Origin of the sequence: Streptococcus sp. 3109 (assembly GCF_013276905.1) — a bacterium.
GTDB lineage: Bacteria > Bacillota > Bacilli > Lactobacillales > Streptococcaceae > Streptococcus.
The window spans coordinates 1-13,815 of sequence record NZ_VMLY01000013.1 but is presented as its reverse complement, the minus strand read 5'-3'; the positions used below and the strand labels follow the sequence as shown (position 1 = coordinate 13,815).

At 41.5% G+C, this 13,815-nt stretch carries 11 protein-coding genes; 1 reads left to right on the top strand and 10 read right to left on the bottom strand.

Annotation, left to right across the window (positions count from 1 at the left end):
• Positions 1-101: 101 nt before the first annotated feature.
• Positions 102-1,589, top strand: a complete 1,488-nt coding sequence (gene zwf, locus HT698_RS07110; protein ID WP_000096150.1) for a glucose-6-phosphate dehydrogenase — start codon at positions 102-104, stop codon at positions 1,587-1,589.
• Between the two features lie 44 nt (positions 1,590-1,633).
• Here the strand turns inward: zwf and ftsY are convergent, their stop codons facing one another.
• From ftsY to HT698_RS07060, 10 genes are all read right to left on the bottom strand, one after another.
• Complete coding sequence (gene ftsY, locus HT698_RS07105) at positions 1,634-2,923, bottom strand: signal recognition particle-docking protein FtsY (RefSeq protein WP_173217824.1); 1,290 nt, start codon at positions 2,921-2,923, stop codon at positions 1,634-1,636.
• A 3-nt stretch (positions 2,924-2,926) separates the two neighbouring features.
• Positions 2,927-3,745 carry a Cof-type HAD-IIB family hydrolase gene (locus tag HT698_RS07100; RefSeq protein ID WP_050102488.1) on the bottom strand — a complete coding sequence of 273 codons (819 nt, stop codon included), beginning with the start codon at positions 3,743-3,745 and terminating at the stop codon, positions 2,927-2,929.
• Positions 3,745-4,539: an HAD family hydrolase gene (locus HT698_RS07095; protein ID WP_173217822.1), complete on the bottom strand. Its 795-nt coding sequence runs from the start codon at positions 4,537-4,539 to the stop codon at positions 3,745-3,747. The genes HT698_RS07100 and HT698_RS07095 overlap by 1 nt, the downstream gene beginning before the upstream one ends.
• The gene (gene smc / locus HT698_RS07090) at positions 4,536-8,075 is read right to left on the bottom strand and encodes a chromosome segregation protein SMC (protein WP_173217820.1); all 3,540 of its coding nucleotides are present in this window, start codon (positions 8,073-8,075) and stop codon (positions 4,536-4,538) included. Before smc ends, HT698_RS07095 begins: the two co-directional genes overlap by 4 nt.
• Positions 8,066-8,764, bottom strand: coding sequence for a ribonuclease III (rnc, locus tag HT698_RS07085; RefSeq protein ID WP_000661487.1), 699 nt, complete (start codon positions 8,762-8,764; stop codon positions 8,066-8,068). Before rnc ends, smc begins: the two co-directional genes overlap by 10 nt.
• 160 nt (positions 8,765-8,924) lie before the next feature.
• The gene (locus HT698_RS07080) at positions 8,925-9,803 is read right to left on the bottom strand and encodes a glycosyltransferase family 52 (RefSeq protein WP_173217818.1); all 879 of its coding nucleotides are present in this window, start codon (positions 9,801-9,803) and stop codon (positions 8,925-8,927) included.
• Entirely contained in the window at positions 9,800-10,504 is a 705-nt protein-coding gene (locus tag HT698_RS07075; protein ID WP_112443763.1) for an acylneuraminate cytidylyltransferase family protein, read from the bottom strand. Before HT698_RS07075 ends, HT698_RS07080 begins: the two co-directional genes overlap by 4 nt.
• The gene (locus tag HT698_RS07070; RefSeq protein ID WP_173217816.1) at positions 10,488-11,843 is read right to left on the bottom strand and encodes a sodium:solute symporter; all 1,356 of its coding nucleotides are present in this window, start codon (positions 11,841-11,843) and stop codon (positions 10,488-10,490) included. Before HT698_RS07070 ends, HT698_RS07075 begins: the two co-directional genes overlap by 17 nt.
• Before the next feature lies 1 nt (position 11,844).
• The gene (locus HT698_RS07065) at positions 11,845-13,176 is read right to left on the bottom strand and encodes a glycosyltransferase (protein ID WP_173217814.1); all 1,332 of its coding nucleotides are present in this window, start codon (positions 13,174-13,176) and stop codon (positions 11,845-11,847) included.
• 320 nt (positions 13,177-13,496) lie between these two features.
• The coding region (locus tag HT698_RS07060) for an LPXTG cell wall anchor domain-containing protein (RefSeq protein WP_173264392.1) at positions 13,497-13,815 on the bottom strand (319 nt) is incomplete at its 5' end.

Below are 13,815 nucleotides of genomic sequence, written 5' to 3'. Positions count from 1 at the left end.
ATTTTTGATTTTTCGGAAAATTATGTTAGAATTAAGTTTATGAAATGAGGTTTCCTCATACCTAGCAAAACTAGGAATAAAAATAGAAATTAGGTAGCTAGATGTCATCTAAGGTTATTGTTACAATTTTCGGTGCGAGTGGAGACCTGGCTAAACGCAAGCTCTACCCTTCCCTTTTTAGACTATATAAATCCGGTAATCTTTCCAAACATTTTGCCGTTATTGGAACTGCCCGTCGTCCTTGGAGCAAGGAATATTTTGAATCTGTTGTAGTCGAATCGATCCTTGATTTGGCAGATAGTACCGAACAAGCTCAGGAGTTCGCTAGTCACTTCTACTATCAAAGCCATGATGTCAATGATACAGAACACTATATTGCTCTACGTCAATTGCAGGCTGAACTAAATGACAAGTACCAAGCTGAACACAACAAGCTCTTCTTCTTGTCTATGGCTCCTCAATTCTTTGGAACCATTGCTAAGCACCTCAAGTCTGAAAATATCGTAGATGGAAAAGGTTTTGAACGTTTAATCGTTGAAAAACCATTTGGTACAGATTACGCAACTGCAAGCAAGTTGAATGACGAGCTCCTAGCAACATTTGACGAAGAACAAATTTTCCGTATTGACCATTATCTTGGTAAGGAAATGATCCAAAGCATCTTTGCAGTCCGCTTTGCAAACTTGATTTTTGAAAACGTTTGGAACAAGGACTTTATCGACAATGTTCAAATTACCTTTGCGGAGCGCTTGGGTGTAGAAGAACGTGGTGGCTACTATGACCAATCTGGTGCCCTCCGCGACATGGTACAAAACCATACTCTACAACTTCTTTCGCTCCTTGCTATGGACAAACCAGCCAGCTTCACAAAAGACGAGATTCGTGCTGAGAAGATTAAGGTCTTTAAAAACCTCTATCATCCAACGGATGAAGAGCTTAAAGAACACTTTATCCGTGGTCAATACCGTTCTGGTAAGATTGATGGCATGAAATACATCTCTTATCGTAGCGAGCCAAATGTGAATCCAGAATCAACAACTGAAACCTTTGCATCTGGTGCTTTCTTTGTAGACAGCGATCGATTCCGTGGTGTTCCTTTCTTCTTCCGTACTGGTAAACGTCTGACTGAAAAAGGCACTCATGTCAACATCGTCTTTAAACAAATGGATTCTATCTTTGGTGAGCCACTTGCTCCAAACATTTTGACCATCTATATCCAACCCACAGAAGGCTTCTCTCTCAGTCTAAATGGGAAGCAAGTAGGAGAAGAATTTAACTTGGCTCCTAACTCACTGGATTACCGTACAGATGCGACCGCAACTGGTGCTTCTCCAGAACCATACGAAAAATTGATTTATGATGTCCTAAATAACAACTCAACTAACTTTAGCCACTGGGATGAGGTTGGTGCATCATGGAAATTGATTGACCGTATCGAAGAGCTCTGGGCTGAAAATGGTGCCCCACTTCATGACTATAAAGCTGGAAGCATGGGACCTCAAGCCAGCTTTGACCTACTTGAAAAATTCGGTGCCAAATGGACTTGGCAACCAGATATCGCTTATCGTCAAGATGGTCGTTTAGAATAAAAAAAATCCTGCAAGTTTGTACCTTGCAGGATTTTTGCTTCTGATTAGATTAAGCCTTCCAAGAGACCCTTCATAAAGTTTTCTGAGTTAAACTCTCCAATATCATCGATTTTTTCACCAAAACCAATCAATTTTACAGGAATATTGAGTTCTTCACGGATGGCTAGAACCACACCACCTCGAGCAGTTCCATCAATCTTAGTCAAGACAATTCCAGTTAATGGCGTGATTTTTGAAAATTCTTTGGCCTGTACAAGAGCGTTTTGACCTGTTGATGCATCAAGTGCCAAGAAGGTTTCATGCGGAGCTTCTGGCACAACACGTTTGATGATACGACCAATCTTCTCCAACTCAGCCATGAGGTTGTCCTTGTTTTGCAGACGACCTGCTGTATCAATCATGAGAATATCGATACCTTCAGCCACGGCACGTTCCATGCCATCAAAGACCACACTGGCTGGGTCAGCTTTTTCAGGTCCAGTTACAACTGGAACGTCAACACGACGGCCCCATTCAGCTAGCTGTGCAACTGCACCTGCACGGAAAGTATCTGCCGCAACTAGCATAACCTTCTTACCTGCTTGTTTGTAGCGGTGGGCTAGTTTTCCGATAGAGGTTGTTTTCCCAACACCATTAACACCAACAAAGAGCATGACTGTCAAGCCATCTTGGAAGTGGATATTTTCATCGTAGTTGCCATCCTTTTCATAAAGCTCAACCAATTTCTCAATGATGACACGGCGCAGTGCATCAGGTTTCTTGGCGTTTTCAAGCTTGGCTTCGTAGCGTAGCTCCTCAGTTAAGTTGGAAGCCACCTGTACACCAACGTCACTCATGATCAGTAATTCTTCCAGTTCCTCGAAAAATTCTTCGTCAACAGAGCGGAAATTAGCAAAGAAGGCGTTCAAGCGAGCTCCGAAGCCTGTACGAGTTTTCTTAAGACTGCGGTCATATTTTTCCTGAACAGTTTCTTCTGCTTGAGGCGTTTCTGCTTCAAGAATTTCAGAATTATTTTCTTCTACAGTTTCTAGGAGCTCAGTATTCTCTTCCTCTGGGACTTCTTCTGAGTTTAGCAATTCTTCGACTTCTTCTTGAGAAACTTCTACAACTGGCTCTGAATTCTGACTCTCTTCAACTGTCTCTTGATTATCCTCTTCTTCGAGCAAAGATTCTTCAGAACTTTCAACCTCTGCTTCTTCTTGAGGAAGTTCCTCAGCTTCTGTAAGAGAAGACTCAACATCTTCAGACAAATCAAGATTTTCCAGAGCTTCTTTTACAACTTCTTCGATTTTAGGTTCTTCTTTTTTTCCGAATAGACGGTCAAACAATCCCATATCTTAGTTCTCCTTTAGCACATATTCTTCGATAGCCCAGGCGACAGCTTCCTCATCGTTGGTCATCGGCGTCACTACATTTGCGGCTGCCTTTACTTCAGGAACAGCGTTTTGCATGGCAACACCGAGCCCTGCCCATTCAATCATAGAAAGGTCATTGGCCTCGTCACCACAAGCCATCACTTGGCTTTGGTCGATTCCAAGATGGCTGATTAGTTTTGCCAAGCCTGTTGCTTTATGAACATTCTTTGGTGACCACTCTAGCAACATTTCACGTGATTTAAAGATTTCATATTGGTCAAACAATTCTGGAGAAATCTTCTGAATGGCTGCATCCAAGGGTTCTTGAGCAAAGGCAGTCACGCATTTATTGTAAGTCATTTGACTAGACAGATCTTCAAAGTCAACTGGAACAAAGGTCAATGCTGGATTGAATTTGGCATACAGACTTTCTTGGTCCGATTGGATTTGATAAACAGTTCCTTCTGAGATGGCATCAAGAGGCAGTGATAATTTCTCTGTTTCCTCATACAAGCGTGCCACATCATCATATGAAAAGACTGTTTTATCAAGGATTTCACCTGTATTTTTCTGAACTAATCCACCATTAAAAGTAATCGTATATTCATCTTCGTGGCCGTCAGTCCCTAACTCATGGAGAAAGAAGTCCATGGCTTTTAAGGGACGACCAGTTGTCAATACGACCTTGATACCACGATCACGCGCAGCTTTCAAGGTTGCCTTGGTGCGATCCGTCAGCCTTTTATCAGTAGTCAGCAAGGTCCCGTCCAAATCCAATGCAATCAATTTTATATCTGCCATTATAAGCCCTCCATATAAGCTATAACCGACCGGTCCTTATGGTGACCAATCACAGTCTTTGCTAATTCTAAAATTTCAGGTCGTGCATTTTCAGGAGCTACAGGATGTCCCACAACCTGCATCATATGCAAATCATTTAGATTGTCTCCAAAAGCCATAACCTGATCCATCGTGATACCAAGTTTTTTAGCTAATTCAACAATAGCCACTCCCTTATCGACATAGTCCAGAACAATATCAATGGATTCAAAGCCAGTTGTCATAGCCTTGACACCAGGGACATGTTCATTGACCCAAGCTTCCCCAGCTTCTAGCGTTTCTTCTGTGAAGTTGGTTGTAAATTTGAAAATGTCATCTGTGATAGCTTCCAAATTCGCTACTTTTTGAATATTTTCATTATAGTGCTGACTCACTTTTAAATAGGTCTCATCAACCGTATCTAGAACATAAGCTCCCTTTTTTCCCGTCAAGAGCAGTTTATTGATATCTACATAAGGTGACGTTTTCAGCCTTTCAAAAGTTGATAGATAAAAGTCACGAGACATAGTCGCTTCATACAAGTCCTGACCTTGATACTCTACTAAACTGCCATTTTCCGCGATGAAAATAATGTCATCGCGAACATCAGCAAATAATTTTTCTAGAGACAGAAATCCGCGCCCTGAAGCTACTGCAAAGTAAATCCCTTTTTCCTTGTAGGAAACCAAGAGAGACTTGAGGCGATCCATATCAAAGCGCCCATTCCCATCTAGGAAGGTTCCATCCATATCTGTTGCTACTAGTTTAATTGTCATCCTTCAATACTTTCTAAATCTTTTAACTTCACCGAAACAATTTTTGAAACACCTGATTCTTGCATGGTCACTCCATAGATGGAATCAGCCGCTGCCATAGTTCCCTTACGGTGGGTTACGACGATAAACTGGCTATCCTTGTCAAATCGATTGAGGTAATCCCCAAAACGTTTTACATTAGCTTCATCCAGCGCAGCTTCCACCTCATCCAAGATGACAAATGGGATAGTCTTAACTCGAATGATAGAAAAAAGCAAAGCAAGAGCTGATAATGCTTTTTCACCACCACTCATCAGATTAAGCGACTGGATTTTCTTACCTGGAGGTTGAACAGAAATCTCAACCCCAGCTGTCAGCAGATCTCCTTCAGTCAAGATTAAGTCTGCCTGACCTCCACCAAACATCTGCTTGAAGGTCACTTTAAAGGACTCACGAATAGCCTCAAAGGTTGATTTAAAGCGGTCTTTGACCTCATCATTCATCTCTGTAATTGTCTCAAGGAGCAGATTTTTCGCTGACAAAATGTCATCTCGCTGGCTATTGAGGAAATCCAGACGGCTGTGAACTTCTTCGTACTGGTCAATAGCTTCCAAATTGACAGGACCCAGTGAGCGAATAGCCTTCTCTAAATCCTGCACCTCTTGCTCTGCCATATTGAGGTTTTCCAATTCATGTGCCTTTTCTAGTGCTTCAGTATAGCTAATCTGATACTGGTCTGTTAATTGGCTTTGTAAATGGCGTAAGCGCTCGCTGACCTTTTCTTTCTTGGCTTCAGCACGTGTTTGCTTGCGAATCCACTCCTCATTCTGCTGGCGAGCCTGATCCAAATGACTGGCAATATCATCCAGTTGACCTTCTATATCATCCAACTCAAACTGCTTGCGAATCAAACCTTGTTGGAGATTTGTTTTCTGAGTTTTGGCTTCTTCAGCCTGCTGAGCTAGAAGCTCTGTATCAACTTTCTCAAGATTGTCAACTTTTTCTTGTAGAAGGCGCTGAATTTCCTCTTGTTCGATATTCAGATTGTCCAATTCCTTGCCTAAACGCTCAATATCAGCTACTTCATAACGTTTTTGTCCTTGCAGTTCTGTCTTAAGCAAGCGTGCTTGCGCTACCTCTTCCTGCAAGTTTTGATAACGTTCTTGAATGGCGTTTTTGTTAGACTTAATTTCTTCAATCTCAGCTTCCAGATTTTGCTTATCACTGGCGATAGTAGCAAGGCGTGCTTGGCATTTTTCCTTATCCGCTTTCCAATCTCCCTCAGAAAGACGATTTAATTCCTCTTCTTGGAGTTTCCAAAGAGTTTCCAGTTCTTCAACTTGCTGACTAGTTTGCTGATAAGCAAGGGACAAGCCCTGCTCCTGAATACGTGCCTGTTCTCCTTGAGATTTGATGGCTTCTAATGATTCGGTCAATCTAGCCATCTTGTCTTGCAAGGTCTTCAAAGTCGCCTCTTCTGAACGAAGACTTGCTTCTTCTTCAGCAATTTCTTTTTGTAATTGCTCCAGTTCTGGCTTGATGAAAATGCTGTTATTCTGGCGATTAGCTCCACCTGCATAGGAACCACCTGTGCGCAACTCTGTCCCGTCCAGTGTCACCATACGAACCTGGTAACGAACTTGGCGAGCTGCTGCACGCGCATGTTCTACGGTATCAAAGATGGCTGTCGTAGCTAGCAAGTTCTTGAAAATAGCTTCCAGTCTAGTATCGAAAGTAACTAACTCATCAGCCATACCAAGGAAGCCTGAACTTGATGCGATAGTATCTTGGTTCTGACTAGAAATCGTACGCGCCTTGATCGTTGTCAAAGGAAGGAAGGTTGCACGGCCGGCTCTGTTCCGTTTGAGGAAATCAATAGCCTTAGTAGCTGCGTTCTCATCTTCTACGATGATATGCTGACTGCTGGCTCCAAGCGCAATCTCCAGGGCAGTTTGATAATGCACATCAAAGGTCAGATGCTCACTAACAGCACCAATAATTCCACCAAGGCGAGCTTTTTCTTGGAGAACACTCTTGACACCTGCATAAAAGTTACTATGATTTCTCAGGATGTTTTCCAAACTTTGAGCTCTAGCCTGCTTGTTTTTAAGACTGTCCAGACGGTCAAAGAGTTGACTTTGTTGAGCTTGATAGGAAGTTTTCTGCTCCTCTTGCTCCTTGGCAATAGCTTGGTAGTCGGCCAATAATTTTTGAACCTGCTCCTTGGCAGTTTCAAGCTCAGCCTTTTGCTGACTAGCCTTCTCTTTAGCTGTAGCCAGTTGTTCTTTCAGCTTTTGTAGTTGATCTGCTTGTTTTTGAGAAAGCTGACGACTATTTTCCAACTCGTTTTCGATACGGGTCAGCTGGTTTGAGACATCTGCTTCTTCTTGTAAAAGAGCTACAAAGCGTTCGCGTAAGAGCTCAATCATTTGATCAGGATCATCTGAAAAAGCTAGCAATTCAGCTTCTAAACGATTGAGTTTTTGATTATTTTGGACTAGATTTTCCTCTAACAGAGTTAAAGAGCTTTCTTTATCAGATTTTTCTTGGCTGAGTGAACTTTTCTTCTCCTCCAAAGTAGCCAAACGGGCTTGTGCCTCCTGTTGATTCAGGGCTACTTGCTCAGATTCTAATTTCGATAGGGCTAATTTTCTCTCTAAATCACTAATCAGACTGGTCAAATCCATCAAACTGCCTTGGTCTTTAGCCATTTCAGCCTGTAAATCTTGGCGTTGCTTCTTGAGATTCTGATTTTCTTCTTCTAATTTTTCACGCTTTTGGTAGTAGCTTGTCAAAAGTTCCTGAACCTGAGTCAACTCTTCTTCTGTCGAATCTAGTTCAGCCTTATTTTCCTTGATTTGAGCAACCAGCACGTCTAAATAAATAGCCTTGCGTTGGCCTTCCAAGTTTAAAAACTTACGGGCATTTTCAGCTTGCTTCTCAAGAGGTTTGATTTGATTATCCAACTCGTAGATAATGTCCTCTAAGCGGTCTAAATTATCCTGAGTTTGTTGCAGTTTACTCTCCGTTTCTTTTCTGCGAGTCTTGTATTTCAAAACTCCAGCAGCTTCTTCGAAAATGGCACGACGTTCCTCAGGCTTGGAATTAAAAATCTCCTCAACCTTCCCTTGGGAAATGATAGAGAAGGAATCTCGTCCCAAACCAGTATCCAAGAAAAGGTCATGAATATCACGCAGACGGACTTTCTTGCCGTCAATCTTGTATTCGCTATCTCCACTACGATAGATATGGCGTTCCACCCTAATTTCTTGACCTGCGTCCTTGATAAATCCGTCATGATTATCCAGAGTCACAACTACAGAAGCATAATTGAGCGGTTTGCGACTTTCGGTACCAGCAAAGATGACATCTGGCATCTTGCCACCACGGAGACTCTTGACACTAGACTCCCCCAAGGCCCAACGCAGACTTTCTGTAATATTGGACTTTCCAGATCCATTGGGTCCAACGACTGCCGTCACACCTTGGTCAAAGACGACCTTGGTCTTGTCAGCAAAAGACTTGAATCCCTGAATTTCAATTTCCTTTAAATACATGAATCCAGCCCTTTCTCAACGGCATTTTTGGCAGCTTCCTGCTCTGCTAGTTTCTTAGAACGACCTTGACCTTGACCAATACTCTTACCTTCAACCAGAACTTCTACATCAAAGACCTTATCGTGGGCAGGACCCGTTTCAGAAATCACCTGATAACGAATAGCCACATCGCCATTTACCTGAAGTAACTCTTGGAGATGGGTTTTGTAGTCTGTAATCATCTCAAATTCGCCTGCTTCAACCTTAGGAATCATGACTTGATAGATAAATTCCTTAACCTTGGCCACATCCTTGTCCAAAAGGAGGGCACCAAGAAAGGCTTCAAAGGCATCACCAAGAATGGTATCACGATTGCGCCCACCAGACTTTTCTTCCCCTTTACCAAGTTTGATAAACTGATCAAACTGGCAATCACGCGCAAATCCAGCCAAACTCTCCTCGCGAACAATCATGGCACGGAGTTTGGACAAATCGCCTTCAGGCTTTTTAGGATATTTTTTATACAGATATTCTGAAATCAATAACTGTAGAACAGCGTCTCCTAAAAATTCCAAGCGCTCATTGTGTGAAATTTTTAAGAGGCGGTGCTCATTGGCATAACTCGTATGAGTAAAGGCAGTCTCCAGTAAGTTTTTGTCTGCAAATTCGATTGCAAAATGGTTCTTTAGTACAGTTTGTAATTCTTTCATACCAACCTCTTTCTAACTGATAACAGTCCTTTTTATTATATCAAAAAAAGCCCCCTGAGTCACTCTAAAACGGGAGAAAACAAGTGACCCAAGGGAACTTATCGACTACTATTAAAATGGGAAAATATTAGAATAAGGGGTGCAAGTTATTTACTTTAAGTTACCAGCCAAGTGGAATCGTTTCAAACTGACAACCCAATCGGCGTAATTCATTTTGACGGGCCTCATAGTAGGGGAGGGAAATGCCTATGATAGTCACATGAGGCAGGTCTTGTAAGTGGAGACTGACTGATGAAGTAAAATGGTAGACCTGAACAAACTCGTATTCTTGAAAAAGATGGGCTAGGACATCTTCAAAGATTAAAGCTGTAGCCAAGTAAGTTACATCTGGAATATGGAAGGTTTCCTTGGGATGGGGGAGATAGAGGTCAATTGCCAAAGCCTTAGCATAGGTACTGATAAAACGGATGGAGATTTGGTCATCCTCCTCAGAGAACTTTTGTCCCAGCAGGACCTTGACCGTCTTACCATTTGAGACGGGTGCTTGTGGCAGGTCAAAAAAATGCTCCAGATAAACAAGCTTTTCTCTAGCTACGATATGGTAGTCACTGCGATAGAGGGTATAGTGCTTTTCCGTCCGCTCAATCAAGTCATCTCTGGTCAAGCCCAAAGAGCCTACCTGACTAGGATGGAGAGGGCAAGCATACATGCCCAAGGGGTAAATATCCGCATAGCCATCATCAAAACTCATGAGATGCTGGTAGGAGGAACTAGCAACCAAGTCCAGAATCAAGCTATTGTCAAAACTAGCATAAAAGATAGTGTCATAGTCTCCCGCCAGTTCCTGACAAATCTGAGTCAAGTCCTCTACGTTCTGAGGATAGTAAACATGGTCAAAATCCTTAGCATAATGCTCCTGACGGGCATTTTTGACAGAACTGACATAAAGACTGACAAAGTCCTGATCAGGATAAAATCCCTTGATATGATGGGCAATTTTAGCCTGTAAGGGCGTTGTAGCAATGATGAGGTGTTTCATCTCTTTGATTCTCCTAGGTGGTGATGTTGTAGCAAGGTCTCAACGACTTCAAAATCCAAGGCATCGTCGATATCATAAGAATAGAGTTTAGGCATTTCATAGGCTACTGTCTTATCTGTGTAAAAGGTCTCATCTCGTAGGTAACGATCCTTGCGAGAAATCCAGATACTACCGTTGGGATAGTAATAGACAGGCTCTTTCTGCCGAGCATAGTGCTTGGACACCTGAGGCGGACGGATAAAAGGTGACTCCTCTAACTGCAAGAAAAGACTACGACTCTTGTCCGCCTTAACACAGGAAATCAAATGGTCGGCGCCAGACTGACAGTAGAGGTGATAGGACTCGACGAGGTGCTCCACCTCTCTCAAGGGTGAGGTCACCTGTAGATTCACAAAGATCTGCTCTTCCTCAAAGGGCTGTAAAAAGTCTCGCAAGCTTTCTAAGCTAGAGGTTGTTGACAAGGCCAATTCTTTTGGTCTGTGGACACAACGAATCTCTGGATAGGCTTGACGACAAAGTTCCAGATAGGCTAGTGAGTCTGAAGAAACCCAGATATCACTAAATAGCTTGGAGGCTAGAGCGACTTCTATGGTGTAGAAAACCAAAGGTTTTCCTACAAGTGGTTTGATATTTTTATCCACTAAGCCTCGTGAACCCGAACGGATCAAAATGACGGCTATGGGTTTAGATTGTGCTTTCATATAGTCTTCCTAGAATTGAGATAAACAGGGCAGATAGGGTAGTGATGATGCTATTTAACCAAGGATTGGGGTTGGCAAATAAACCACTGTAATAATAGAGAAACAAGGCTCCTAAACTAAAGAACAGATAGATTTTGGCTAGTTGTAAACTCGGTCTTTTGAGGAGTAAAACCAAGAGATACAAACCACCTATCACGCCTAGTGTCAGCCCCATAAAGCCGTTAATCCATTCGTAGATGGAGTAGATTTCTGCATTCATGAGTAAGAGGCAGAGGAACCAAGACAAACCTGCTAAGGCAAAGGATAGGATACTTGGCGACCAGCGAATCTTTGACCAAGCAAAATCCAACTTCAAGCAGGTCACAATTGCATTCATACTGGATGAAACTGTGGATTGGCCTGCTGCCAAGAGAGCTAGCATGATGAAACTGCCAAACCAAGGTGATAGACATTCCTGAACATAGGCAATGAGAACAGGATTGGGCGATGTGGTGGCAAAATTTTCCTGACGAATCAAGCGACCAATCAGATACAGTAAACTGGCAATCCCAAAGGACAAGAGTCCCTGTAGCCATAAGATTTTTCCAATCTTTTGGCGCCCCATTTTGCTATTAAAACGTTGGACAATATCCTGTGAGGAAACGTAGGAAAACAAGCTACTAAAACCTGCTCCTACAACTAAGATCAAGACCGTCTTCCCATCCAGCGTCTCTGCAAAGTGAAATATCTGTTGACTGCTATTCATGACTAAACCAGATTGGGCAATTCTTGGTAGAAAGAGAGCTAATATAGCCAGCAGGACCAAGCCCTGAAAGAAGTCCGTCCACAGCACAACCAAGAGACCACCCCTTGCCAGATAATAGACCGTCAAAAGAAGGAGTAGACCTGACAAGACCAGCTGATTGAGAGGGATAAAGGGCGCTAAGGCCTGAGACAACAAGTAGGTCACCACTGCTATTCGCCCCAACTGATAGAGGATGAAGAGTCCTGAAGCCAGTGAACGAATGCTAGGAGATTGAAACTTGTCCTCTAAAAGATGATAAGCTGTCTCGTAGTTTCCCTTTTGATAGAGGGGCAGAAAATAGCGATGAGCTAGTGGAATGGCTAGAAAAATCCCGCACTGGGCAAACCAGAGATAGGATCTACCTGTATAGGCATTCCCCACCAGAGTCAGAAAGGAAATGGGGCTGAGCAAGGTGGCAAAGACTGAGAAGCCCAAAACTGTCACAGGAACAGCTTTCTTAACCTGATAATAGTCCCCCTCACTCCCTTTTTGCCGATAGGCAATCCAGGAAATCAAGCAGAAATAGAGCAATAGGATAGCTAGAATTCCCAACATCCTAGAAATTCCTATCTAGTAATTTTCGGTATATTTGAGCTACTTTCTCTAGTGAATAGTGAGATGCTAGGGCGATATTTTCTGCATTTGATTTACAAAAATCCACTTGTTCCATTTCTTCTATCTTTTCTATTAACTCTTCCTTTGTTCTAAATAAGGTGATTGAACTGGATTGTTCTGCATAGAAACGATGAGCAATGTCCACATCTGATAACAAAGCTAGCAAGCCATGACTCAAAGCTTCTACACAGGCATTTGCAAACAATTCAGTGTAACTGGCTGATAGATAGCATTGATGTAGATTATAAGGAACATTATCTACCACTCCTCTTAGATGGATTGTGGGAGGGATATCATACTGATTACGAAGTTCTTGTATTCTTGTTTCCGATCCACCATAAAATGTAATCTCAACATTTGAACCCTTTTTATACAACTCAATAAATGCTTCAATAACTAGTCCAACATTTTTTATTTCCCCCATATGCCCCACCAAGCAATAGTCTCGTATTGGGCCTATATGTCTTAATTCTCCTAACTTTTCTGAAAACATAGGAGCTAAGAATGTGGAATGATAGCCCTTTGTTTGTAATGATTCTGTTAATTTCTCACTAGCCACAAGATACTTATTTTTTTTCCTTAAATTAGCATGTGACATATTCATTGAAACATTTGAATGAATCACTTCATAGTAATTCTTACCCGTGTTTTCCATATATCTCCATAGACTAGGCTTTGGTATACTTTGTTGATCGCGAATAATTAAGTCTGTATCCTGAGCTATATCAACCAAAAATTTGACAAGTAAATCTTCTTCAGAGTAAATAACTCCATCTTTTCGAAAAATATATTCAGGATAAAATAAAGAAACAGGAGAAGGTTCTTTGAATGGATTGATAAAACGCCCTTCAAGTGCTAGATTTCCATCTTTATGAAACCAGCGTAATTCTTTTGCCTTAAAATCTTCAAAAAGGAAAGGGCCACTTGTATAATAGTAACGACCCGAGCCATCTCCTAACGTAAGAGAAGAGACAAAACCATCTGCAGTGAGTTCAACCGTATCACTATCTGATAAATTGAGAGTTTCAGGCTTAACCGATAAGGAATCATGTCCTATATCAGAAAAACTATGAGGAACACAGATTAGTTCTTTTTCTAAAAATCCTAGCTTTTTTAAAACCACCTTCCAGTCAGGTCTAACTTGTGGGTTTGTCAGAATATGGAGATAATCTACTCCCAGATATCTTGCGATACGCGCTCGATAAAACTGGGTACTTTCAAAACCATATCGCTGTATTTTTGTAAAAGAATGCAGTGTAATAATTCTTGACATATTTCCCTCTCTTATTTTCAGTATAAAAATTGAAAAATCTCCTCTCACAAAAAGGAGAAAAGATTTTCCATCTCATATCGTGGAAGCTAGAATGACACTAAAATAGTTTTTATCAATCAATAATTCAAAAGCACCTCTGAAAACGACCTGTTCATCAAAATACATAGCCGGAAAAGATTGGTAAATCAATGTTTTCAATTTTAACATTGCGTTTTTTGAAGTGCTCAGAATCATCAATTTTAATTTAATAATTAAGACATTTGATTGAAGTCACTATTTAGTTATTATAAGTTCAGCTAATAACTAATCAAAAGATTGAGTTATTCTGATTCTTCTTTTTTCTTAAATAACCCTAATGCCAATCCTGTTACCATAGCTAGTAATCCCATAGTTGATACGTTCGTATTTTTTTCTGTACCAGTATTCGGTAGTTTTTCTTCTGATTTCTTTGATTCCGGCTGGATACTATTTGATTTTTCTGGATTAGGCTCTGGTTTAGGTTCTGGCTTAGGCTCTGGCTTAGGCTCTGGTTCGGCGTTTTCCTGAATGTCTACATCAGTTACTTCATGAGTTTGCCCTGCAACAACCTTGCCTGTTTCATTTCTTGTTGTACTTTGAGGAAGCAGGTTATAAAATTTA

Bases quoted from the DNA above. Each gene is read 5' to 3' on its own strand.
- zwf (WP_000096150.1), top strand. From the start codon at position 102: ATGTCATCTAAGGTTATTGTTACAATTTTCGGTGCGAGTGGAGACCTG.
- ftsY (WP_173217824.1), bottom strand. From the start codon at position 2,923: ATGGGATTGTTTGACCGTCTATTCGGAAAAAAAGAAGAACCTAAAATC.
- HT698_RS07100 (WP_050102488.1), bottom strand. From the start codon at position 3,745: ATGGCAGATATAAAATTGATTGCATTGGATTTGGACGGGACCTTGCTG.
- HT698_RS07095 (WP_173217822.1), bottom strand. From the start codon at position 4,539: ATGACAATTAAACTAGTAGCAACAGATATGGATGGAACCTTCCTAGAT.
- smc (WP_173217820.1), bottom strand. From the start codon at position 8,075: ATGTATTTAAAGGAAATTGAAATTCAGGGATTCAAGTCTTTTGCTGAC.
- rnc (WP_000661487.1), bottom strand. From the start codon at position 8,764: ATGAAAGAATTACAAACTGTACTAAAGAACCATTTTGCAATCGAATTT.
- HT698_RS07080 (WP_173217818.1), bottom strand. From the start codon at position 9,803: ATGAAACACCTCATCATTGCTACAACGCCCTTACAGGCTAAAATTGCC.
- HT698_RS07075 (WP_112443763.1), bottom strand. From the start codon at position 10,504: ATGAAAGCACAATCTAAACCCATAGCCGTCATTTTGATCCGTTCGGGT.
- HT698_RS07070 (WP_173217816.1), bottom strand. From the start codon at position 11,843: ATGTTGGGAATTCTAGCTATCCTATTGCTCTATTTCTGCTTGATTTCC.
- HT698_RS07065 (WP_173217814.1), bottom strand. From the start codon at position 13,176: ATGTCAAGAATTATTACACTGCATTCTTTTACAAAAATACAGCGATAT.